Source organism: Streptomyces sp. NPDC042336 (assembly GCF_055581985.1).
Genome location: NZ_JBVJEA010000004.1, coordinates 369,968 through 391,554 on the forward strand (window position 1 = coordinate 369,968; position 21,587 = coordinate 391,554).

Here is a 21,587-nt window from a genome sequence, read left to right on the forward strand (position 1 = left end):
GATCCCGGCATGCCCGCATCCCCGAGCACCGCCCGGGCCATCAACGACCGGCTCGCCCTTCATCTGCTCCAGCGGGAGGGCCCGTTGACGGCAGGGCAGTTGAAGCAGCTGACCGGCCTGTCCCGGCCCACCGTCGCCGACCTCGTCGAACGCCTCACCGCCTCCGGACTGATCGAGGTTGCGGGGGAGTCCGGCGAACAGCGCCGCGGACCCAACGCCAAGCTGTACGGCATCGTCGCCGAGCGCGCGTACCTGGCCGCCCTCGACGTACGCACCGGGGGCGTCGCCGTGCTCGTCTCCGACCTGCTCGGCCGGGTCCTCGCCGAGGCCTCCGCGCCGATCGACGACCGCTCCGGCACCGGTCCCGCGGTGGAGCAGGCGGTGAGCCTGGTGGAGCGCGCGGTGAAGGAGGCCGGCGCCGACCGGCTGCACACCGTCGGCATCGGCGCGCCCGGCCTGATCGACCCGGCCGGGGGCGAACTCCGGAACTCCACGGGGCTGCCCGAGTGGCACCGGCGGCTGATGGCCGCGCTCCAGGAGAAGTTCCCCGAGGCGCGGGTCGGCGTCGAGAACGAGACCAACCTCGCCGCCCTGGCCGAACAGCGCGACGGCGCCGCCCGGGACCGCGACACCTTCGTCCTGCTCTGGCTCGGCCTCGGCATCGGCGCGGCCGTCGTCCTCGACGGCACCCTGCGCCGGGGCGTCTCCGGGGGAGCGGGGGAGATCGGCTTCATGCCGGTACCGGGCACGGCCGGACTGCCCTCCGCCACCGACTGCGACGGCGGCTTCCACTCCGTGGCAGGGTCGGTGGCGGTGACCGCACTCGCGGCGGAGCACGGCGTGACGGCCCGGCCCACCGGGGGCGAGCCGCACGCCGCCGCCCTGGTCCGGGAGGCGGTACGCCGGTCGACGTCCGGGGACGACCCGGCCGCCGGGGGGTTCCTCGACGCGCTCGCCGAGCGCGTCGTCCTCGGCGCCGCCGCCGTCGTCTCCGTCCTCGACCCCGGCTGCCTGGTCCTCGCCGGTGAGATCGGCCAGGCCGGCGCCGAGGCTCTCGCCGACCGAGTCCAGCACCGCCTCACCCGGATGTCCCCGCTGGCCACGGAGGTACGGCCGAGCACCCTGGGCGGCGGCGCGGTGCTGCGCGGCGCCCTGCTGACCGCCCGTGACCGCGCCCAGGACGAACTCTTCGCACCGCCGGAGCGGTAGCCTCCGGCGGTACCGGCGGGGGTGTGGTCGCGCGCCGGCGACGGCGCGGGCGAGGTGGGCCGCGGGAGCCGGGGGCAAGCCGAACTCCCCGGGGCCCGGAGGGGTTCTCGGAGGCTCAGACCCAGGCGGGGCGCGCCTCGCACGGCCGGGCGACGCTTCGCGCGGGCGGGTCGCACACCGACGGCCGGACACGGGTCCCGGAGTCCGCACCGGCACAGTGCGGTCCAGGCCGCGTGCCGCCAGGAGGTCCGCTGCCGAGGGTGTCCGGGCAGCGGACCCGCTCAGGAGGCCGGCCGCCGCCCGGCGGGGTCCGCCTCCCGGAACGCCGAGCGGTCCGCCGCCAGCCACACCAGGGCTGCCGGAAGCAGCACCGCCGCTCCCAGCAGGGCCATGAAGCCCGCGGCGCCGGCAGCCGACAGGGGCTCCAGATGCCGGGCGTGGAACAGGAGGTGGGCGACGGCGGATACCAGGTAGGCCACCAGGGCCGTCAGCACCAGGCGCCGTTCCATCGCGGCCACCGCCGCGCACAGCACCACGGCGAGCGCGAGGCTCGCCCCGCCGAAGTCCTGGAGCAGATGCTCGTTGTAGGGCGGCAGGTGCGACACCCACGGCCACTTCCAGAACAGCTCGGGCAGCAGCACGATCCACAGCCCCAGCACCACCTGGCTGCCCGCCAGCACTCCCAGCCCCGTCCGCAGCCACGCCCGTCTGCTCATCCGCGCCGCCCGCCCTCCCCGCCGCCGAACCGCACCGACAGATACTCCTCGAACGTGCCCTTGCCCACCGCGTGCCCGGGCGTGAGATGCCCGCCGGCGCGGAACGCGCGGTAAGTCTTCCCCGGCGAGCGGCACCTTCACCACGGCCCGCCGGCGTCCCGTCGCGCCCGGACAGCCGCGGGCCAACGACTCGAAGGCGCGCACCTCCGGACCGCCCAGGTCCGCCACCCGTCCGGCGGGCGAGCCCACGGCCAGAGACCTGGACCAGGTGCGCCACCCCGGCCCGCCGCGCCGCCGCGACCGGGTTCGCGGCCGACCGCTCGTCCCCGCCGCGCTGTGTGGTCGCACAGTGCACGACCGCGTCGACACCGGCGCGCGCCGGTGTCCGGGCCGCGCCGCCCTCGCGCAGGCCGACGGCGTGGGGCTCGCTGTGCCGGCTGAGCGCGTGGTCATGCCGTTCAGCCTCCTGCCGGTCGTGGCGTGCGGTTCGCCCATCACACCGTGGCGCGGCCCGACGGGCAACGCACCGTGCCGGAGTCCGGCACGGTGCGTCGGGGGGACCCGGCGGCGGGCAAGGGCCTTCGTCACCGCCGCCGGGCCCGTTCGGGTGGGGGTCAGCAGGCGCCGAGGTCCTGCCAGACACCCCATTCACCGGTGGTCCCGGGCTCCTCGCCCTTCGTCCACCACTTCGACTTCCACGTGTGCCCCCGGTGGGACACCTCAGTCCCGCCGCCGTACGACGCGCCCGTGTCCCAGGCCGGGGCGGCGCACTGCCCGGTGCCGCCCGTAGGGCTGGGGCTCGGCCCCGGGGACGCGGTCCCCGTGGGGGTGGGAGTGGGCGTCTGCGTCCCCGGCTCCACCACGGTCGTGCCCCGGGCGAGGTCACCGGCCAGGGCGTATGCCTTGCCGCCGATCGTCACCGTCCAGTTCGACGGGGTCGACACCGGCAGGTAGTAGTTGAACGACAGGTCGACGGTCGCGCCCGGTGCGAGCGACTGCCATGCCGGCAGTTTCAGCGACACCCGGTGGAAGTCACCCTTCAGACCGCCCACGTTGCCGCCCGTGTGGTCGCTGCTGATCACCTTGGTGCCGAAGCCGGACTGGTCGGAGGCGTTCCCCGGGGCCGAGGTCGCGTAGTCGAACTGGAACTCCGTGCCGCCCGGCAGCGCGGTCTTCGTGTGGTTCGTGATCCGCAGCATGGGCGTGATCGGGTAGTTGGAGTCGCCCAGCTTGAAGTCCGTGAACTCCACGTCCACGTTCACGGCCTGTGCCGGCAGGTCCGCGTTCGACTTCTTCGCGCCGTACGGCGCGGCCGACTTGAAGGTGTCGTACATCAGCGAGGTGAGGGTGTCACCCGCCTCGTACTGGCCCTTGGCGGCGTTCCAGGCGTAGTCGCCGGCCAGCTCCCAGATCATCGCGCCGCCGATGCCGCGGTCCACCACGTAGTCGGCCTTGGCCCCGACCGACTGCTCGTCCTCGGTGGAGAGGAAGACCTTCTTCTCGGCGTTCCACAGCCAGGGGGCGACCAGCGTCGAGTCGTACTTGCGGGCGTACGTGCCGGTCAGCTTCGTGTCCGCCGGGAAGCCGTAGTCCGTGACGTAGTCGCCGACGATGCCCTTCTCCAGGTTCTTGGCGTGCCACATCGGGTTGGAGCCCGCCGGGGACTCCTTGCCGTTGGTGTCGAGGTCGTGCCAGAGGTTGTCGATGCCGACGGCGCCGTCACCGCACTTGTTCAGACCGGAGCCCGCCGGGCACGAGGAGGCGGAGGCCCTGCCCCACAGACCGTCGGTCCCGCCCTGGACGTTCTTGTGGCCGCGCGTGTAGTACGGCAGGCCGATGTTGATGCGGCCGGCCGGCATGGAGCCGCGGAAGTAGTGGTAGGCCCAGTCGGTGTTGAGGTAGCCGATGCCGCCGTACTGGGCGCTGCCGTAGACGTTGGCGGCGGCCAGCTCGGCGTCCTTGCCGTCGTCGAAGAGCGAGGCGTTCGGGCCGACGTACTCGTTCCAGGCGCCGTGCAGGTCGTACGACATGATGTTGACGTAGTCCAGGTACTTCTGGACCTGGAAGGTCTCCATGCCGCGCAGCAGGTACCCGGAGGACGGCGCGGCGACGGAGAGGAGGTAGTGCCTGCCGTCCGCGGCGCCCGCGCGGTCGAGCTTCTCGCGCAGCGTCTTCATCAGGGCCGCGTAGCCCTTGACCAGACCGGCCCTGCGGCCGTTCGCGAAGGACCAGTCGAGCGGGTTGCCCGCGTCCTTCATCGTCGTCGGGTACTCGTAGTCGATGTCGACGCCGTTGAAGCCGTACTTCCGGACGAAGTCGACCGCCGAGTCGGCGAAGGTGTCGATGCCGGCCTGGTTGACCGAGCCGTCCGCCTTCGTGGCCATCGAGTAGAAGCCGCCCGAGTCCACGCGCGAGCCGTCGTCCGCGAAGTAGCCGCCCGTCTCGGCCCAGCCGCCCACCGAGATCATCGTCTTGACGTCCGGGTGCTGCTTCTTGAACTTGTTCAGCAGGTTGAAGTGGCCCTTGTAGGGCAGTCCCGGGTCCATCTCGGCGCCCGCGACCCCGGGCCAGGTCATGCCGGTCGCCGCGTTCTTCTCGCCGTCCGGGCCGACGGAGAGCCGGTTGCCGCCGTCGACGTGCGCGAAGGCGTAGTTGATGTGGGTGATCTTGTCCCACGGGATGTCCGAGGCGAGGTAGGCCGGCTTGCCGTCCTTGCCCGTGCGCCAGCCGGTGAAGTACCCGATCACCCGGCGCGGGTGGTCGGCGCCCATCTTCTCCCGGCCCGCGGAGTCGTAGACCGAGCAGTAGGGGACGTCGACGCCGGGGGTCTCGTACAGACCGTCGGGTCGACAGGAGTCGTGGTCGGCGGCCTGCGAGGCGGTCGCCGGGAGACCGGCGAGGAGCAGGCCGGCGACGGCGGCGACGGCCGCGAACAGGGCCGGCCCCGCTCTGTGGCGGGATCTGGAGCGTGACGGGGAAGGCACAGTCGGTTCCTCTCCACGGAAGTTGCGCAGACCCTAGAGAGGACTAGACCAGTGCGTCAATAGGTATGGACCAATCTCAATGCGAGGGGGAGGCCGTCCAGTTGGGGAAGGTCACGGACGGGTCCGGAGGCCGGAGCGGGCATTCTGTGAGCCACCCCACACACTCCGTCCGCATGGACCGCGATCAGTCGTGGCACACTGGCCGTGTACCAGAAGCAGCGCACTCCGGGGTCGGTGAAAGTCCGAACCGGCGGTTACAGTCCGCGACCCGGTCGCTTCCAGCGGCCGGTTGACCAGGTGAAATTCCTGGACCGACGGTTAAAGTCCGGATGGGAGGCAGTGCGCGGTGAGCGGGCATACGTGCGCGCCGCCGACCTCTGGGCTCGTCCGTTCGCGGACGGGTCCCGTCCGGCGTCGTTCCCCGTGTCCCGTTCGCTCTCTCTGTCGCTCTCGACAGCCCCGGAGTCCGTGCCCGAAGAGGGAGGACCCGGGAAGTGTTCACCGGAATCGTCGAAGAGCTGGGCGAGATCACCGCCGTCGAGACCCTCGACGACGCCTGTCGCTTCCGCGTGCGCGGCCCCGCGGTCACCGAAGGGGCCCGGCACGGCGACTCCATCGCCGTCAACGGCGTCTGCCTCACGGTCGTCGACCACGAGGGCGACGAGTTCACCGCCGACGTGATGGCCGAGACCCTGAACCGCTCCAGCCTCGGCGTCCTCGCCGTCGGCTCCCGCGTCAACCTGGAGCGCCCCACCGCGGTCGGCGCCCGGCTCGGCGGCCACATCGTCCAGGGCCACGTCGACGGCACCGGCGAGATCCTGGAGCGCAAGCCCTCCGAGCACTGGGAGATCGTCAAGATCTCGCTGCCCGCCGACCTCGCCCGCTACGTCGTGGAGAAGGGCTCCATCACCGTCGACGGCATCAGCCTCACCGTCGTCGACGCCGGCCCCGACTTCCTCACCGTCAGCCTCATCCCCACCACGCTCGCGCTGACCACGCTGGGCATCAAGCAGCCCGGCGACCCGGTCAACCTCGAGGTCGACGTCATCGCCAAGTACGTCGAGCGGCTGCTCGGCGCCCGCGTCGGACAGGGAGACGCCCGGTGAACTGGCTCAACTCCGAGGCGTTCACGCTCTTCGACCAGCACATCAAGTGGTCGGACATGATCGGCAACGTGATCGGTCTGCTCGGCCTCGCTCTCGGCTGGCGGCGCTCGATCTGGACCTGGCCGGTGCAGTTCGTCTCCGGACTCGTCCTCTTCGCGGCCTTCGCCACCGCCCACCTCTCGGGCAGCGCCGGCAAGCAGATCGTCGTCATGGTCGTCGCCGCCTGGGGCTTTTGGCAGTGGAACCGCGGCCGTCGGCAGACGCAGGACGGTTCGGTCGCCGTACGGTTCGCCACCTGGCGCGAACGCGGCGCGCTGGTCGCCGCGGCCGCCGTCGGCACCCTCGCGGTGGGCGCCCTGTTCGCCGCCTACCCCACCCTGTCCTGGGACCCCTGGCCGGACGCGTACATCTTCGTCGGCACCGTCGTCGCCATGTACGCCCAGGCCCGCGGCATGGTCGAGTTCTGGTTCGCCTGGCTGCTGGTCGACCTCGTCGGCGTCCCGCTGAACTTCGCCAACGGCTTCGCCTTCTCCGGCTTCGTCTACGTCCTGTACGGCGCGCTCGTCCTGTGGGGCCTGCGCGACTGGTGGCTGCGCTCGCGCAACGCGGCCCGCCCCCTCCCGGAAGGAGCGCCCGCATGAGCACGGCACCCATCCTCTACAGCCCCGACGGCATCGACGACCTCTCCCTCGACCCGGTCGAGCGGGCCGTCGCGGACATCGCCGCCGGCCGCCCGGTCGTGGTCGTCGACGACGAGAACCGCGAGAACGAGGGCGACCTCGTCATCGCCGCGGAGAAGGCGACCGAGGAGATCGTCGCCTTCATGATGACCGAGTGCCGCGGCCTGATCTGCGCCCCCATGGAGGGCGAGGAACTGGACCGGCTCCGGCTCCCGCAGATGGTCGACGACAACACCGAGTCGATGAAGACCGCCTTCACCGTCTCCGTCGACGCCACCGCCGCCCACGGTGTCAGCACCGGCATCTCCGCCTCGGACCGCGCCACCACCCTCCGGCTCCTGGCGGGCGGCTCCGCCGAACCCACCGACCTGGTCCGCCCCGGGCACATCTTCCCGTTGCGCGCCCGCCCCGGCGGCGTGCTCGTCCGCAACGGCCACACCGAGGCCGCCGTCGACCTCGCCCGCCTCGCCGGCCTGCGCCCGGCCGGCGCCATCGTGGAGATCGCCGGCGAGGACGGGCGCATGCTGCGGCTGCCCGAGCTGATCCCGTTCGCCCGCAAGCACGGCCTGACGATCATCTCCATCGAGGACCTCATCGCCTACCGGCGCAGCGAGGAACCCACCGTCCGACGCGAGGCCGAGGTCCGGCTGCCCACCAAGCACGGCGAGTTCACCGCGTACGGCTACCGCTCCACGGTCGACGGCGTCGAGCACATCGCCCTCGTGCACGGCGAGATCGGCGACGGCGAGGACGTCCTGGTCCGCGTGCACTCCGAGTGCCTCACCGGCGACGTCTTCGGGTCCCAGCGCTGCGACTGCGGACCCCAGCTCGACGCCTCCCTGGCCCGCATCCAGGCAGAGGGCCGGGGCGTGGTCGTCTACCTGCGCGGCCACGAGGGGCGCGGCATCGGCCTGATGTCCAAGCTGCGCGCCTACGAACTCCAGGAGCGCGGCCGCGACACCCTCGACGCCAACCTGGAACTCGGCCTGCCCGCCGACGCCCGCGACTACGGCGCGGGCGCCCGGATCCTCGCGGACCTCGGAGTACGCGCCGTCCGCCTGATGACCAACAACCCGGACAAGAGCGAGGCGCTGGAACGGCACGGCATCACGGTCGACGGCCGCGAGCCCATGCCCGTCCAGGCCGGCGAGCACAACCTCCGCTACCTGCGCACCAAGCGGGACCGGATGGGACACGACCTGCCCTGGCTGGACACGACCCCCGTGTCCACCTGCGGCAACCAGTAAGCAAGCACGACGAGGAGACACGTGAGCGGCAAGGGTGCACCGGAACTGTCCGTACGCAACGTCGGGGACCTCAGGGTCGCCGTGATCGCGTCGCAGTGGCACGACAAGGTGATGGACGGACTGGTCGACGGCGCCCTGCGCGCCCTGCGCGAACTCGGGATCGACGAGCCGACCCTGCTCAGGGTCCCCGGCAGCTTCGAGCTGCCGGTGGTCGCCAAGGTCCTCGCGGGCCGCGGCTACGACGCGATCGTCGCCCTCGGCGTCGTCATCCGCGGCGGCACCCCCCACTTCGACTACGTCTGCCAGGGCGTCACCCAGGGCCTGGTCCAGGTGTCCGTCGAGACCGGCGTCCCCGTCGGCTTCGGCGTCCTCACCTGCGACACCGAGGAGCAGGCCCTGGACCGGGCCGGCATCGAGGGCTCCAGTGAGGACAAGGGACACGAGGCGGTGACCGCGGCCGTCGCCACGGCGGCCACGCTCCGCTCAGTATCCGAACCGTGGCGCTAGGCCGTCCGGCACACGCGTAAAGTGGAGCCACCATGTCCAAGAAGACTTTCGAGGAGCTCTTCACCGAGCTCCAGCACAAGGCCGCCAACGGCGACCCCGCCACCTCCCGCACCGCCGAGCTGGTGGACAAGGGGGTCCACGCCATCGGCAAGAAGGTCGTCGAGGAGGCCGCCGAGGTCTGGATGGCCGCCGAGTACGAGGGCAAGGACGCCGCCGCGGAGGAGATCTCCCAGCTGCTGTACCACGTCCAGGTGATGATGGTCGCCCGCGGCATCTCCCTGGACGACGTCTACGCCCACCTGTAAGCCACACCCCCTTTTCTTCACCCTCCACGCAAAGGAAGCCGACCTCATGCTGCGCATCGCCGTCCCCAACAAGGGTTCCCTGTCAGGCCCCGCGGGGGAGATGCTGCATGAGGCCGGCTACCAGCAGCGCCGCGAGGCCAAGGAACTGCGGATCGTCGACCCGACCAACGAGGTCGAGTTCTTCTACCTCCGGCCCCGCGACATCGCGATCTACGTCTCCTCCGGCAAGCTCGACATCGGCATCACCGGCCGCGACCTGCTGATCGACTCCGGTGCCGACGCCGAGGAGATCCTCCCGCTCGGCTTCGCCCGCTCCACCTTCCGCTTCGCCGGCAAGCCGGGCACCGCGAACGGCGTCACCGACCTCAAGGGCCGCACCGTCGCCACCTCCTACGAGGGCATCGTCGCCGCCCACCTGGCCGAGCAGGGCGTCGACGCCTCCGTCGTCCACCTCGACGGCGCCGTCGAGACCGCCATCGAACTCGGCGTGGCCGAGGTCATCGCGGACGTCGTGGAGACCGGCACCTCCCTGCGCAACGCGGGGCTGGAGGTCTTCGGCGAGCCCATCATGAAGTCCGAGGCCATCGTCATCCGCCGCTCGAACGCGGAGCCCGACGACACCACCGAGCCCAAGGTCCAGCAGTTCCTGCGCCGCCTCCAGGGCGTCCTGGTGGCCCGGACGTACGTGATGATGGACTACGACTGCCGGGTGGAGCAGCTGGAGAAGGCCGTCGCCCTCACCCCCGGCCTGGAGTCCCCGACCGTGTCCCCGCTGCACAACGAGGGCTGGGTCGCCGTCCGCGCGATGGTCCCGGCCAAGGAGGCCCAGCGGATCATGGACGACCTGTACGAGATCGGTGCCCGGGCCATCCTGACCACGGCCATCCACGCCTGCCGGCTCTGACCCGCCGCCCGCCGTACCAGGAGCACCACCGGAGCCACGCCATGCCCGACACCACGCCGGACGACCTGCCGGCCCTGCCCGTCACCTTCCGTCCGGGCCGCACCCGTGCCGTCCTGATCGTCCTCGCGGTCGTCACCTTCGTGACCGTCACGGCGGTCGGGATGCTGCTGGGCGGCCTCGGCCCGGGGGAGCGCCTCAGCTTCGTCCTGACCGCCCTGGTCCTGGCCGGCGTGCTGCTCCTGCTGGCCCGGCCCCGGGTGGTCGCCGACGAGACGGGCGTCACCGTCGTCAACCTCACCGCCAGGCGGCACCTCGCCTGGCCCGAGGTCCTCCGGGTCAACCTCCGCCAGGGCGACCCCTGGGTCTTCCTCGACCTCAGCGACGGCACCAGTCTGCCCGCCCTCGGCATCCAGCCGGGCATCGCCAAGCAGCAGGCCCTCGCCGACGCACGCGCCCTGCGCGACCTCGTGGAGGCCCGTTCCGGTGCCCTCCCCGAGGCACCGAGTGACTGACGCGGCGCCGCCGACCCTGCCGCGGGCACCCTTTTCGTGATTAATCTGGGAACGAGGACGCGGCCCGTCGCGTCCCCGCCCCGTCGCTCCGCCCGGTGCACGGGGTTCCTGCTACCCGAGGAGTGACTCCCTCCGGCGATGGACGGACCGTCCTGCAGTACCTGCGCCGCTCCCTGCTGTGACACCCCACAGGCGGCGGCATCATGACCACCCCCCTGCTGCTCCTGGCAGCCGCGTTCCTGCTGATCCTCGCCAACGGCTTCTTCGTCGCGGCCGAGTTCGGCCTGGTGACCGTCGAACGGCCCGACGCCGAGCAGGCCGCCGCGGCCGGCGACCGGCGCGCCCAGCGGGTCGTCGAGTCCCTCAAGGAGCTGTCCTTCCAGCTCTCCGGCACCCAGCTCGGGATCACCATCACCTCCCTCGTCGTCGGCATGCTCGCCGAACCGGCGCTCGCCCGGCTGCTCGACGGCCCGTTCACGGCGATCGGCCTGCCGGACGGCGCGGTCCCCGGCGTCTGCGTCGTCGTGGGCATGCTGCTGGCCTCCGCCGTCCAGATGGTGATCGGCGAACTGGTGCCCAAGAACTGGGCGGTGTCCAAGCCGCTCCAGGTCGCGCGCTTCGTCGCCGGCCCGCAGCACGCCTTCGCCCGGCTCTTCCACCCGGTGATCGCCGCGCTCAACACCGTGGCCAACCGCCTGGTCCGCGCGCTCGGCATCGAACCCGCCGAGGAACTGGCCTCCGCCCGCACCCCCGGGGAACTGGTCTCCCTGGCCCGGCACTCCGCCCGGGCCGGCGCCCTGGAACAGGACACCGCGGACCTCTTCGTGCGGACCCTGTCACTCGGCGAACTGACCGCCCAGCACGTCATGACCCCGCGCGTGAAGGTCAGCGCCCTGCACTCCACGGCCACCGCCGAGGACGTCGTCAACCTGACCCGTGCCACCGGGCTGTCCCGCTTCCCCGTCTACCGGGAGAAGATCGACGAGATCGTCGGCATGGTCCACCTCAAGGACGCCCTCGCGGTCCCCGTGCACGACCGGCTGCGCACCCCGGCAGGCCGGATCGCCCGCCCGGCGCTGCTCGTCCCCGAGACCCTGCCCGTACGGCCGCTGCTCACCCGGCTGCGCAGCGAGCAGCCCATCGCGGTCGTGGTCGACGAGTACGGCGGCACGGCCGGCGTCGTCACCCTGGAGGACATCGTCGAGGAGCTCGTCGGCGAGGTCCGCGACGAGCACGACGGCCTCGACGCGCCCGAACTCGCCCCCGCACCGCCCGAGGACGGCCGCCCCGCCTGGGACGTCGACGGCAGCTGCCGCGTCGACATGCTGCGCCGCGTCGGCCTGGAGGCGCCCGAGGGCCCGTACGAGACGGTGGCCGGACTCGTCGCCGACCTGCTCGGCCGCATCCCGGCCGTCGGCGACCGCGCGGAACTGCCCGGCTGGCGGCTCTCCGTCCGCCAGGTCGGCCACTACCGCGCCGAGCGGATACGGCTGGTGCGCACCGCCGCGGTCTCCGCGCTGGAGGCCGTCCGATGAGCGTCCTGCAACTCCTCTTCGCCGCGCTGCTCGTGCTCGCCAACGGCTTCTTCGTCGGAGCCGAGTTCGCCCTCGTCTCCGTGCGCCGCAGCCAGATCGAACCCCTCGGCACCGCCCGCGCCCGACAGGTGCTGTACGGCCTGGAACGGCTGCCGCAGATGATGGCCGCCGCCCAGTTCGGCATCACCGTGTGCTCGCTGACGCTGGGCGCCGTCGCCGAACCGACCGTCGCCCACCTGCTGGAGCCGGTCTTCGAGTGGATCCACCTGCCGCACGGCGTGATCCACCCGCTCGGCTACGTCATCGCGCTGGCCGCCGTGGTCTTCTGCCACCTGGTCATCGGCGAGATGGTCCCGAAGAACCTCGCGATGGCCGCCCCCGAGAAGGCGGCGCTGTGGCTCAGCCCCGGCCTGGTCGCCTTCGCCCGCCTCTGCAGGCCGATCACCGTCGCCCTCGGCGCCTGCGCCCAGGGCATCCTGCGGCTCTTCCGTGTCGAGCCCAAGGACGAGGTCGAGGCCGTCTTCACCAGCGAGCAGCTCAACCGCCTGGTGGAGGACGCCGGCCAGGCCGGACTCCTCGACCCGGAGGAGCAGGAACGCCTGGAGGACGCCCTGGAACTGGGCTCCCGCCCGGTGACGGACGTCCTCCTCGCACGCGAGTCCCTGGTGACGGTCAGCCCCTCGGTCACGCCCGGGGAGATCGTCGCGCTCACCGCCCGCACCGGGTACTCGCGCTTCCCGATCGCGGCGGACCAGGGCGCCTTCATGGGCTACCTGCACGTCAAGGACGTCCTCGACCTGGAGGAGTCCGACCGTGCCGTCCCCCAGCACCTGTGGCGCCCGATGACCACCCTGCGCCCCGAACTTCCCCTGGACGACGCCCTCACGGTGATGCGCCGCGCGGCCACCCACCTGGCCCAGGTCACGGACGTGTCCGGAAAGGTGCTCGGCCTGGTGGCCCTGGAGGATGTACTGGAACTCCTGGTCGGCGAGGTGCGGGACCCGGCCCACAGAGAGGTGACCCTGGCGACGTAGCCGCGGACAGTCGTCCCGCCGCTGCCGCGGGCAAGTCGTGCCTCCCCAGTGCCTGAACGGCCTGGGAGGCACCCCCAGGGCGGCTACGTGGCCGACGGCTCTCCCGGCCCCCGCCCCGACAGCACCTCCCCGTACGCCTGCATCAGATCCGGCAACCGCAAGGTCGCCAGGTCGTCCCGCGTCAACACCCCGGGATACGCGGACAACCGCAGATCCCGGTACGCGCAGCTCTTCTCGTACAGCGTCCGCAGGAACCGCCCGTTCCCCAACTCGTCGATCCACCCCTGGTCCACCACGTGCCCGGCGATCGACCGCAGTTCGTCCAGCGCCTCCTCGTCCCATCCGTCCCCGTTCTCCGCCGCGAGCACCTCACCGATCGAGGTCAGCTCCGACGGCCGGTACGACGGGAAGTCGACCCGGGTGGTGAAGCGGGACGACAGCCCCGGGTTGGCCGTCAGCAGCCGGTCCATGCCCTCCGGATAGCCGGCCAGGATCACCACCAGGTGGTCCCGGTTGTCCTCGGCCCGCTTCAGCAGCACCTGGAGCGCCTCGTCGCCGTACGCGTCGCCCTTGCCGTAACCCGAGTTGGACAGGGAGTACGCCTCGTCGACGAAGAGGACACCGCCGAGCGCGGAGTCGATCAGCTCGTTCGCCTTCACCGCCGTCTGGCCCAGGTACTCGCCCACCAGATCGGCCCGCTGCGCCTCCACCAGGTGGTCGCCGCCGAGCAGTCCGAGGGCGTAGAAGACCCGGCCCAGGATGCGGGCCACGGTGGTCTTGCCGGTGCCGGAGGGGCCGGAGAAGACGAAGTGACGCTTGGGCGGCTGCACGGGCAGGCCCTGCCCGGCCCGCAGCCGAGCCATGTTCAGCTGCGCGGAGAGCGCCTTGACCTGCCGCTTCACCGGTTCGAGGCCCACCATCCGCTCCAGCTCGGCGAGCGCCTCCTCCAGCAACGCGGGATCGGTGGGCCCGCTGGGCAGGGACGGGTCGGGTCCGCCCGCCTTCTCGCGCACCGAGGGTCCGCCGAGCGGCGGCAGCGGGGCGGACGGCGCCGGCTCGGGCGCGGAGAGCTTGACGTCGCGCTCCTCGGTGCCGAAGAAGGGGTCGAGACCGTCCAGGCCGTCCGTACCGGCGCCCGCCTGCGCGAGCCCCGCGAGGTCGGTCGCGTCGTCGTAGCCGTCGCCCTCGGCGATCGCGGCCAGCCGGGCCGAGGTGTCCATGAACGCGGGGTCGACGCGGTGCACCGCCCGGTACAGCGGGAGCGCGGCGGCGCTGCGCCCGGTGCCCTCGTGGGCCCGCGCCAGCCAGTAGCGCAGCTCCTTGCGCTGCGGCTGCTCGCTGCGGCACCGCATCAGCGCCGCCGAAAGCAGCGGCTCGGCCTGCCCGTACATCTCCAGCCGGACCCGGGCCATGCCGCTGAACAGGCCCGCCTCGATGCCGAGTAAGGGGTCGCCGAGCAGGGGATCGGTGTGCCGGACGAGCTGTTCCCAGTCCTTGACGAGGTAGGCGCGGCACGCGTGCAGGAAGCGGACCTGGGGGTCGGAGTCCACCGGAGGCAGCCCGGCCAGGGCCCGGTCCAGCTCCGGGACGTGCCGTCCGTCCAGCCAGTGCGAGGCGTGCGCCAGCAGCAGATCGCGCGGGTTCTCCAGCACCGGCTGCACCCACCAGCCGAGCCAGTACCAGGAGTTGAGCGTCCGACGATGGCGCGCCCGCTGCTCGCCGAAGCGGTCGCGGTTGCGGAACATTCGCAGGAGCGCGTTCGTCGTGTCGACGCGCAACGCGTGCAGTCCCAGCCACCCGTCGGCCATCGTGGGATCGATCCGCACCGCCGCCCGGAACTCCTCCTCCGCCTGCGGGTAGGCCCCCATGGTGTAGGCGTCCACGCCGCGCAGCCAGGCGAGTTCGGCCGGGGCCTGTGGGCCCTGCGCGCCGAAGTCCATCACGTCCCCCACCTACCGTGCCCCCGTCGGTATGCCGCCGAGCCGTCGCTCGTCGGCCGCCTCGGTCAACGGCGGTACCGCGGACCGGAGTTGCAGGTGCGTGCGGCAATCTCCCGTAGGTCGCACCGAGGGCATCGTACCCGCGGCGGTCTTTCCTCCGAAGGGTGCGGGAGGGGTCGTTCCACGAGGTGGGAGCGGGTTGGGGCGCCGGACCGGGTGGTGACTGAGGGTGAGTGTGCGGCCCCGCGGAGCAGCCGGAAAACGGGCTCAGGGCAGAACGAAGCCCCCGATCACGGGGGAACAACCGGGGGCTTCGCGTCTGCCGGCGGCTTCGAACTGCCGCACATCCAGAACGTAAGACCTGTACGGCCCCTGGGTCAAGCCAAGTTGGGGCACGCCGGCGGGTCGTCGGTGCGCGATCTTCACGAGTTCAACACATTGCGGAAGGTCCGTCACTCTGGGTGAGGAAGTGGGCTCCGGAGGCGGTTCCCGTGGGCCCCGGCAGCACCTCGTACCCCTGTTCGCGCTGTCGTACCAGAAGGTGCGCGAAGGGGCGCGAGGGGTCCTCGGCGAAGTGCCGGCGCTCGGCCGGGATCCACCCGTCCCAGAACGTCCGCTGTTCCGCTCCGTCGCGCGCCCGTCCGCGTGCCCACGCCCGCTCCCGGGGCAGGTCCATCCAGAGCAGCCCGGCCAGGTGCGGCCGCAGCGCCTCGCGGCCGGCGCCGACGCCCTCGACCAGCATCACGGGAGCGGGCGGCAGCGGACGGGGGGCGCCGAAACGCCGGGTGTGCCAGTCGTAGGGGGCGTAATGGGCGGTGTCACCGCGTCGCAGGGGCTCGATCACCTGGTCGAGCAGCCGTGCGGTCCAGTCGAACAGCTCGTCGTGACTGGCGATGTCGTCCAGGTGCAGCACCGGCGCACCGCCCAGGCCGGCCGCCAGGCGCCCGGCGAACGTCGACTTCCCGGAACCGGCGTACCCGTCGACACCGATCAGGCGTACGGGGCCGCAGGAGGGGGGAAGCCGGCGGAGCCGGGCTGCTAGGTCGCGGATGGCGGATCCTGAGGGTGGGAGGGACGGACGCGTTCCCCCGCACTCTAGCCAGTGGTCGACACCAATATTGGTGGCGTGGCGTGCGTGGAAGTGCTGGCAGGAGCGGGCGGCTGCGGCCATAGTTGGCGCACGACCGTGCAACGACGGACCCGCCCGACCCGGACACCTGGGGGTCTCCCGCCCATGAGCAGAGTCGAACAGCCGTCCCGCAGGGCCCTCCTGGCCGCGGCCGTCGCCGCCGCCGCTGTGGCGGGCGGCGCGATCCCGGCCGCAGCCCAGTCCGCGCACGGCGCGGGCTCCGGCGCCGACGGCGGCGCGGACCCCGGCCGGGCCGGCGCCCGGCCGGTGGACTACCACGCCTGGACCACGTACGCCGACTGGCGGCGCGGAACCGTGCGCGGCGCCCGCCCCGTCGCCGGCGCCCGCCCCGGCGTGGTGATCGGCGCCCCGGCCGGCACCACCGACTACACCGACCCGCACAGCGGCACCACCGCCGCCTGGGAGTACGCCACCTGGACCTCCCCCGTCCACCGGCTCACCGTGCCCTCGACGGAGGTCATCGCCTCCTGGAACGCGCACACCCCGGGCGGCACCTGGATCCAGGTCGAACTGAAGGGCACCTACTCCGACGGCACGGACACGCCCTGGTACGTGATGGGCCGCTGGGCGGCGGGCGACGGCGAGCGGGACATCCGCCGGACCTCGGTCGACGACCAGGGCGACGGCAAGAGCAGCGTCTGGACCGACACCTTCTCCGTCGACGACGCCTCCACCGGCCTGCGCCTGGTCTCCTACCGGCTCCGGCTCACCCTCCACCGCCGCCCCGGCACGCGCGCCACGCCCACCGTCTGGCGGCTCGGCGCGATGGGCTCCGACGTCCCCGACCGCTTCACCGTCCCCGCCTCCACCCCCCGCCACGCCGGGGAACTGCGCGTGCCGCGCTACTCGCAGGAGATCCACAAGGGCCAGTACCCCGAGTACGACAACGGCGGCGAGGCATGGTGCAGCCCCACCTCGTCGCAGATGATCATCGAGTACTGGGGCGGGCGCCTCACCGAGGAGCAGCTCGCCTGGGTCGATCCCGCGTACGCCGACCCGCAGGTCTGCCACGCCGCCCGGTACACGTACGACCACCAGTACGCCGGCTGCGGCAACTGGCCGTTCAACGCCGCCTACGCCGCCACGTTCGACGGCCTCCAGGGCGTGGTCACCCGCCTCGGCTCCCTCGCCGACCTGGAGACGCTGATCGCGGCCGGAATTCCGGCCATAACGTCCCAGTCGTTCCTGGAGGAGGAACTGACCGGGTCGGGCTACGGCACCTCGGGCCACCTGATGACCGTGATCGGCTTCACCGCCGACGGGGACGTGATCGCCAACGACCCGGCCTCGGACGACAACGACGCCGTGCGCCGCGTCTACAAGCGGCGCGAGTGGGAGAACATCTGGCTCAGGACCAAGCGGTACAACGCCAGTGGCAAGGTCGTCTCCGGCACCGGCGGCGTCTGCTACCTGTACTTCCCGGCCCACCCCAGCCCGCGTCAGCTCAAGGCGCTCGCGGCGGTGGGGGTGCGCTGAGCGGACCGGGCCGCCCCGCTGTGACCAAGCTCTCGGCCGCAAAAGCCGCTCACGGTGGCAAGGTGGACACCGTGAGCGGGGGGACTCCGCCGAAGCCGAACCCGAGACCAGCGAGAAGCCATGACCGCACACACCGCAGCCGCCACCCGTGTCCGCACCGGCGGCCCCAAGGACGATGGCCCGAAGATCCTCGAGCACGTCATGGGCTGGACCCTCGTCGTGGTGGTCGCGATGCTCGTGGTTCAGCTGGGCCTTCTGTGACGTGACCCGCGTGTGACCTGCCCCACGACCCGACCTGCCATACTGCGGATGTCCCGCCGCCCGTAGGAGACCAGGGTCGAAATTGAATATCAGTCAACAAGGTGTCGACGCCCGTCCCCGGGCGCGCGGCACCGAGCGCTCGCTGGCGCGCCGCGCCGAACTTATCGCCATCGGGCGGAGGTTGTTCGCCGACACGTCGTACGACGCGCTCTCGATGGACGACATCGCCCGCCAGGCGCATGTCGCCAAGGGGCTGATCTACTACTACTTCCAGTCCAAGCGGGGCTACTACCTGGCGATCATCCAGGACTCCGTCGCCGGCCTCGTCACCACGGCGGCCCGCGGCACCGAACTGCCGCAGGTGGACCGCGTCCACCGCACCATCGACGGCTACCTGCGCTACGCCGAGCACAACCAGGCCGCCTACCGCACCATCGTCAGCGGCGGAGTCGGCTTCGACGCCGAGGTGCACGCCATCCGGGACGGGGTGCGCGAGGCGATCGTGGTCACCATCGCCGAGGGGGCGTACGGGCGCTCGGACATCGGGCCGCTGGCCCGCATGGGCCTGCTGGCCTGGGTGTGCGGTGTCGAGGGAGCCACCCTGGACTGGATCGGCCGCCCGGAACTGCCCCGCGAGACCATGCGTGAGCTGCTGGTGAGGTCGCTCGGCGGCACGCTGCGCGCCATCGAGGAACTGGACCCCGCCTACCCGGCCCCCGCCCCGGCCCGCCGGGACGACGTCTGACGAAGCTTGACGAGGGGGCGGAGACCCTAGCCGGTCTCCGCCCCCTCGCCCCCCGTGCGCGCCGGGTGGTTCAGTCGATCGCCTTGATCAGCTCACCGTTCGCGGTGTCGCCGCTCAGCTCCCAGAAGAAGGTGCCGCCGAGACCCTGCTCGTTCTTGTACGACATCTTGGTGGCGACGGTCTGCGGAGTGTCGTAACTCCACCAGTCGTTGCCGCACTTGGCATACGCGGTGCCGCCCACCGTGCCGGTCGCCGGGCAGCTGGTCTTCAGCACCTTGTAGTCCTCGATGCCGTTCTCGTACGTGCCCTTCGCCGGGCCGGTCGCGGTGCCGCCCGGTTCCGACTGGGTGACACCGGTCCAGCCGCGGCCGTAGAAGCCGAGCCCGAGCAGGAGCTTCGAGGACGGAATGCCGAGCCCCTTGAGCTTCGCGATCGTCGCCGAGGTGTGGAAGTCCTCCTTCGGGATGCCGGAGTACGAGGTCAGCGGCGAGTGCGGAGCGGTCGGGCCGGTGGCGTCCCAGGCGCCGAAGAAGTCGTACGTCATCGGGTTGTACCAGTCGACGTACTGGGCGGCGCCCGCGTAGTCCGCCGCGTCGATCTTGCCGCCGGCCGTGGCGTCGGCCGTGATCGCCGCGGTGACCAGGTAGTCCTGGCCGAACTTGGCGCGCAGGGCGCCCATCAGCTTCGGGAAGGCGTCGCGGCCGCTGGTGTCGCAGCTCAGGCCGCAGGCGTTCGGGTACTCCCAGTCGATGTCGATGCCGTCGAAGACGTCGGCCCACTTGGAGTTCTCGACCAGGTCGTAGCAGGACTGGGCGAAGGCCTCCGGGTTCTGCGCGGCCTGCGCGAAGCCGCCGGACCAGGTCCAGCCGCCGAACGACCAGAGGATCTTCAGGTCGGGATGCTTCTTCTTCAGCTTGAGCAGCTGGTTGAAGTTGCCCCGCAGCGGCTGGTCCCAGGTGTCGGCGACGCCGTCCACGGAGTCGGCGGCGGTGTAGGCCCGGTCGGTCGCCGCGTAGGCGTCGCCCATGGCGCACTTGCCGCCGGTGACGTTGCCGAACGAGTAGTTGATGTGGGTGAGTTTGCCGGCCGAGCCCGACGACTCGATGTTCTTGACGTGGTAGTTGCGGTCGTAGACGCCCCATTCGGTGAAGTAGCCGACGACCTTGGACCCGGCCGCGGCCTGCGCGGCGGGTGCCTCGGCCTGTGCGGCGGGTGCCGTCGCGTCCGCCGTGGCCGGGCCGGCGCCGGCCAGCAGCCCGGCGCCGAGGGCGACGGTGCACAGGGCGGAGAACAGCGTCCGGATGGGGCGGACGCGGGGGAGGTGCGGGACGTGCATCGGGTGTCTCCTCGTGGGGGAAGAGGGAAACGCGCGCCGATTGGCATGAACGCGATTAGGCGTTCGGTCCGTCACCGTAGGAGGACTAGACCAGTGTGGTCAATGGTGCGGACCATTCTCGGTTTCCGAGGGCGGGAATCCCTGTCCTCGGGGCCTGGCCGGACCCGTTCTCCGAATTCTTTGAGTAAGCGGTCGTTAACTGGTGACTCCATGCCTCCGATCGGGCATACTCACAGCGCACAGCCGCTGGTCAGCCGCTTCCGCGACCCGGGAGTGCGAGCATCGGCCAGGCCGAACGACCCGGCGGAGCCGCCTCCACCCAAGGCGCACGTCCGCCGATGTGCCCGACAGGGAGGAGAGCGTCGCCATGCCCGACCGCGCCCCGCAGCCGGTGGACCGGCATCTGCCCACGGACGAGGCACGGGACCTGATCTCGCTCGTCCGCGACATCGCGCAGCGTGAGATCGCCCCGAGCGCGGCCGAGGAGGAGGACACCGGACGCTTCCCGCGCGAGGTCTTCACCCTCCTGTCCGACGCCGGCCTGCTCGGCCTGCCCTACGACCCCGAGTTCGGCGGCGGCGAGCAGCCGTACGAGGTCTACCTCCAGGTCCTGGAGGAGCTGGCCGCGGCCCGGCTCACCGTCGGCCTCGGCGTCAGCGTGCACACGCTCGCCTCCTACGCGCTGGCCGCCCACGGCACCAAGGAGCAGCAGGCCGAACACCTGCCCGCGATGCTCGGCGGCGGCCTGCTGGGCGCCTACTGCCTCTCCGAACCCGCCTCCGGCTCCGACGCCGCCTCGCTGCGCACCAGGGCCGTGCGCGAGAGCGGGGGCGACTGGGTGATCACCGGCACCAAGGCGTGGATCACGCACGGCGGCATCGCCGACTTCTACACCGTCATGGCACGCACCGGAGAGGAGGGACCGCGCGGCATCACCGCCTTCCTGGTCCCCGGTGACGCCGAGGGGCTGAGCGCCGCGGTGCCGGAGAAGAAGATGGGGCTCAAGGGCTCGCCCACCGCGCAGATCCACCTCGACGGCGTGCGGGTCCCCGACGCCCGCCGCCTCGGCGACGAGGGCCAGGGCTTCGCGATCGCCCTGTCCGCGCTCGACTCCGGCCGGCTCGGCATCGCCGCCTGCGCCATCGGCGTGGCCCAGGCGGCGCTGGACGCGGCGGTGTCCTACGCGGGCGAGCGGCGGCAGTTCGGCAAGCCGATCGCCGACTTCCAGGGGCTGCGCTTCATGCTCGCCGACATGGCGACGCAGATCGAGGCCGGCCGTGCCCTGTACCTGACGGCGGCACGGCTGCGCGACGCGGGCCTGCCGTTCGCCAAGCAGGCAGCCATGGCCAAGCTGCACTGCACCGACACGGCGATGCGGGTCACCACCGACGCCGTGCAGATCCTCGGCGGGTACGGCTACACCGCCGACTTCCCGGCCGAGCGGTACATGCGCGAGGCCAAGGTGCTGCAGATCGTCGAGGGCACCAACCAGATTCAGCGGATGGTCATCGCCCGTCACCTCGCGGGTCCCGAGGAGCGCTGAAGTCGGCGGCGACGGCGAAGTCGCCGCCGACCCGGAAGTCACCGGTGGTGAAGAAGTCACCCGTGGCGAAGAAGTCACCGAGCCCGCGCGGGGGTTCCGCGAGCCTGACCCACTCCGGGTCGTGGCGCCCCGGCAGGGTGCGGCCGCCGTCGGCCCAGGTCCGCATCAGCTCGCGGTAGATCGGCGGGTCGGGAATCTGCGGGGCCGGGGGAACCGGTCCCGCGTACACCGGTACGAACACGCGGCGCCGACTCCCGGTCGACGAGTACGTGGGGGTCATACCCGGGCAACGCGGCGAAGTGCGGACAGGTCACCGGCGGGCGCAATCGAGAGTGAGTTCGTGCGCGTCCGCCGTCCACGCGTCCGCCCGCCCACCCGTCCGCCACCGAACCGCGCC

The 21,587-nt window shown here is 72.0% G+C and carries 20 protein-coding genes, 1 pseudogene and 1 riboswitch; of the genes and pseudogenes, 14 read left to right on the forward strand and 7 right to left on the reverse strand.

Features of this window, described 5'->3' with window-relative positions; genetic code table 11:
• Positions 1-9: 9 nt before the first annotated feature.
• A complete protein-coding gene (locus ACZ6IM_RS12590) occupies positions 10-1,209 on the forward strand; it encodes an ROK family transcriptional regulator (protein ID WP_469556305.1) in 1,200 nt (399 codons plus the stop codon).
• A gap of 281 nt (positions 1,210-1,490) precedes the next feature.
• On the opposite strand, the gene ACZ6IM_RS12595 is transcribed toward ACZ6IM_RS12590, so the two are convergent.
• The 3 genes and pseudogenes from ACZ6IM_RS12595 to ACZ6IM_RS12605 all read right to left on the reverse strand — a co-directional run bounded on the left by ACZ6IM_RS12595 (position 1,491) and on the right by ACZ6IM_RS12605 (position 4,909).
• Complete coding sequence (locus tag ACZ6IM_RS12595) at positions 1,491-1,925, reverse strand: hypothetical protein (protein ID WP_469556308.1); 435 nt, start codon at positions 1,923-1,925, stop codon at positions 1,491-1,493.
• Positions 1,922-2,400: pseudogene (locus tag ACZ6IM_RS12600) on the reverse strand (hypothetical protein); the annotation flags it as partial. The gene ACZ6IM_RS12595 and the pseudogene ACZ6IM_RS12600, both read right to left, overlap by 4 nt.
• A gap of 139 nt (positions 2,401-2,539) precedes the next feature.
• Positions 2,540-4,909 (reverse strand): chitinase C-terminal domain-containing protein, encoded by a 2,370-nt coding sequence (locus ACZ6IM_RS12605; protein ID WP_469556311.1) that lies wholly within the window; start codon positions 4,907-4,909, stop codon positions 2,540-2,542.
• Between the two features lie 216 nt (positions 4,910-5,125).
• Positions 5,126-5,256, forward strand: a riboswitch (FMN riboswitch).
• Between the two features lie 147 nt (positions 5,257-5,403).
• On the opposite strand from ACZ6IM_RS12605, the gene ACZ6IM_RS12610 reads away from it, so the two are divergent.
• From ACZ6IM_RS12610 to ACZ6IM_RS12650, 9 genes are all read left to right on the forward strand, one after another.
• Complete coding sequence (locus tag ACZ6IM_RS12610; RefSeq protein WP_052837921.1) at positions 5,404-6,015, forward strand: riboflavin synthase; 612 nt, start codon at positions 5,404-5,406, stop codon at positions 6,013-6,015.
• Complete coding sequence (locus ACZ6IM_RS12615) at positions 6,012-6,656, forward strand: nicotinamide mononucleotide transporter family protein (protein WP_385970325.1); 645 nt, start codon at positions 6,012-6,014, stop codon at positions 6,654-6,656. The genes ACZ6IM_RS12610 and ACZ6IM_RS12615 overlap by 4 nt, the downstream gene beginning before the upstream one ends.
• Complete coding sequence (locus tag ACZ6IM_RS12620) at positions 6,653-7,942, forward strand: bifunctional 3,4-dihydroxy-2-butanone-4-phosphate synthase/GTP cyclohydrolase II (RefSeq protein WP_052837923.1); 1,290 nt, start codon at positions 6,653-6,655, stop codon at positions 7,940-7,942. The genes ACZ6IM_RS12615 and ACZ6IM_RS12620 overlap by 4 nt, the downstream gene beginning before the upstream one ends.
• A gap of 21 nt (positions 7,943-7,963) precedes the next feature.
• Positions 7,964-8,449 (forward strand): 6,7-dimethyl-8-ribityllumazine synthase, encoded by a 486-nt coding sequence (gene ribH, locus ACZ6IM_RS12625; protein ID WP_052837924.1) that lies wholly within the window; start codon positions 7,964-7,966, stop codon positions 8,447-8,449.
• 32 nt (positions 8,450-8,481) lie between these two features.
• Positions 8,482-8,754 (forward strand): phosphoribosyl-ATP diphosphatase, encoded by a 273-nt coding sequence (locus ACZ6IM_RS12630; RefSeq protein WP_011027788.1) that lies wholly within the window; start codon positions 8,482-8,484, stop codon positions 8,752-8,754.
• 46 nt (positions 8,755-8,800) lie between these two features.
• Positions 8,801-9,658, forward strand: coding sequence for an ATP phosphoribosyltransferase (gene hisG / locus ACZ6IM_RS12635; RefSeq protein WP_052837925.1), 858 nt, complete (start codon positions 8,801-8,803; stop codon positions 9,656-9,658).
• A gap of 41 nt (positions 9,659-9,699) precedes the next feature.
• Positions 9,700-10,170, forward strand: a complete 471-nt coding sequence (locus ACZ6IM_RS12640; protein WP_052837926.1) for a PH domain-containing protein — start codon at positions 9,700-9,702, stop codon at positions 10,168-10,170.
• A gap of 203 nt (positions 10,171-10,373) precedes the next feature.
• Positions 10,374-11,705, forward strand: a complete 1,332-nt coding sequence (locus ACZ6IM_RS12645) for a hemolysin family protein (protein ID WP_052837927.1) — start codon at positions 10,374-10,376, stop codon at positions 11,703-11,705.
• On the forward strand, positions 11,702-12,739 hold the full coding sequence (locus ACZ6IM_RS12650; RefSeq protein ID WP_052837928.1) for a hemolysin family protein: 1,038 nt from the start codon (positions 11,702-11,704) through the stop codon (positions 12,737-12,739). Before ACZ6IM_RS12645 ends, ACZ6IM_RS12650 begins: the two co-directional genes overlap by 4 nt.
• Before the next feature lie 83 nt (positions 12,740-12,822).
• Here ACZ6IM_RS12650 and ACZ6IM_RS12655 read toward each other — a convergent pair whose 3' ends face one another.
• Positions 12,823-14,679 carry an AAA family ATPase gene (locus ACZ6IM_RS12655; RefSeq protein WP_052837929.1) on the reverse strand — a complete coding sequence of 619 codons (1,857 nt, stop codon included), beginning with the start codon at positions 14,677-14,679 and terminating at the stop codon, positions 12,823-12,825.
• A 430-nt stretch (positions 14,680-15,109) separates the two neighbouring features.
• Positions 15,110-15,730, reverse strand: a complete 621-nt coding sequence (locus ACZ6IM_RS12660) for a uridine kinase family protein (protein ID WP_469556429.1) — start codon at positions 15,728-15,730, stop codon at positions 15,110-15,112.
• Between the two features lie 183 nt (positions 15,731-15,913).
• Between ACZ6IM_RS12660 and ACZ6IM_RS12665 the strand changes: the two genes are divergently transcribed.
• From ACZ6IM_RS12665 to ACZ6IM_RS12675, 3 genes are all read left to right on the forward strand, one after another.
• Positions 15,914-17,305 (forward strand): peptidase C39 family protein, encoded by a 1,392-nt coding sequence (locus tag ACZ6IM_RS12665; RefSeq protein ID WP_469556320.1) that lies wholly within the window; start codon positions 15,914-15,916, stop codon positions 17,303-17,305.
• Positions 17,306-17,425: 120 nt separating this feature from the next.
• On the forward strand, positions 17,426-17,566 hold the full coding sequence (locus ACZ6IM_RS12670; RefSeq protein ID WP_161379883.1) for an SCO1431 family membrane protein: 141 nt from the start codon (positions 17,426-17,428) through the stop codon (positions 17,564-17,566).
• An 82-nt stretch (positions 17,567-17,648) separates the two neighbouring features.
• Entirely contained in the window at positions 17,649-18,311 is a 663-nt protein-coding gene (locus ACZ6IM_RS12675) for a TetR/AcrR family transcriptional regulator (RefSeq protein WP_052837932.1), read from the forward strand.
• A 70-nt stretch (positions 18,312-18,381) separates the two neighbouring features.
• On the opposite strand, the gene ACZ6IM_RS12680 is transcribed toward ACZ6IM_RS12675, so the two are convergent.
• Positions 18,382-19,647 (reverse strand): glycoside hydrolase family 18 protein, encoded by a 1,266-nt coding sequence (locus ACZ6IM_RS12680; RefSeq protein WP_052837933.1) that lies wholly within the window; start codon positions 19,645-19,647, stop codon positions 18,382-18,384.
• A 367-nt stretch (positions 19,648-20,014) separates the two neighbouring features.
• Here ACZ6IM_RS12680 and ACZ6IM_RS12685 point away from each other — a divergent pair, with 367 nt between their 5' ends.
• On the forward strand, positions 20,015-21,190 hold the full coding sequence (locus tag ACZ6IM_RS12685) for an acyl-CoA dehydrogenase (protein ID WP_469556323.1): 1,176 nt from the start codon (positions 20,015-20,017) through the stop codon (positions 21,188-21,190).
• Here ACZ6IM_RS12685 and ACZ6IM_RS12690 read toward each other — a convergent pair.
• Positions 21,153-21,470, reverse strand: coding sequence for a hypothetical protein (locus ACZ6IM_RS12690; RefSeq protein WP_052837935.1), 318 nt, complete (start codon positions 21,468-21,470; stop codon positions 21,153-21,155). The two genes, ACZ6IM_RS12685 and ACZ6IM_RS12690, sit on opposite strands and share 38 nt — an antisense overlap.
• Positions 21,471-21,587 lie beyond the last annotated feature (117 nt).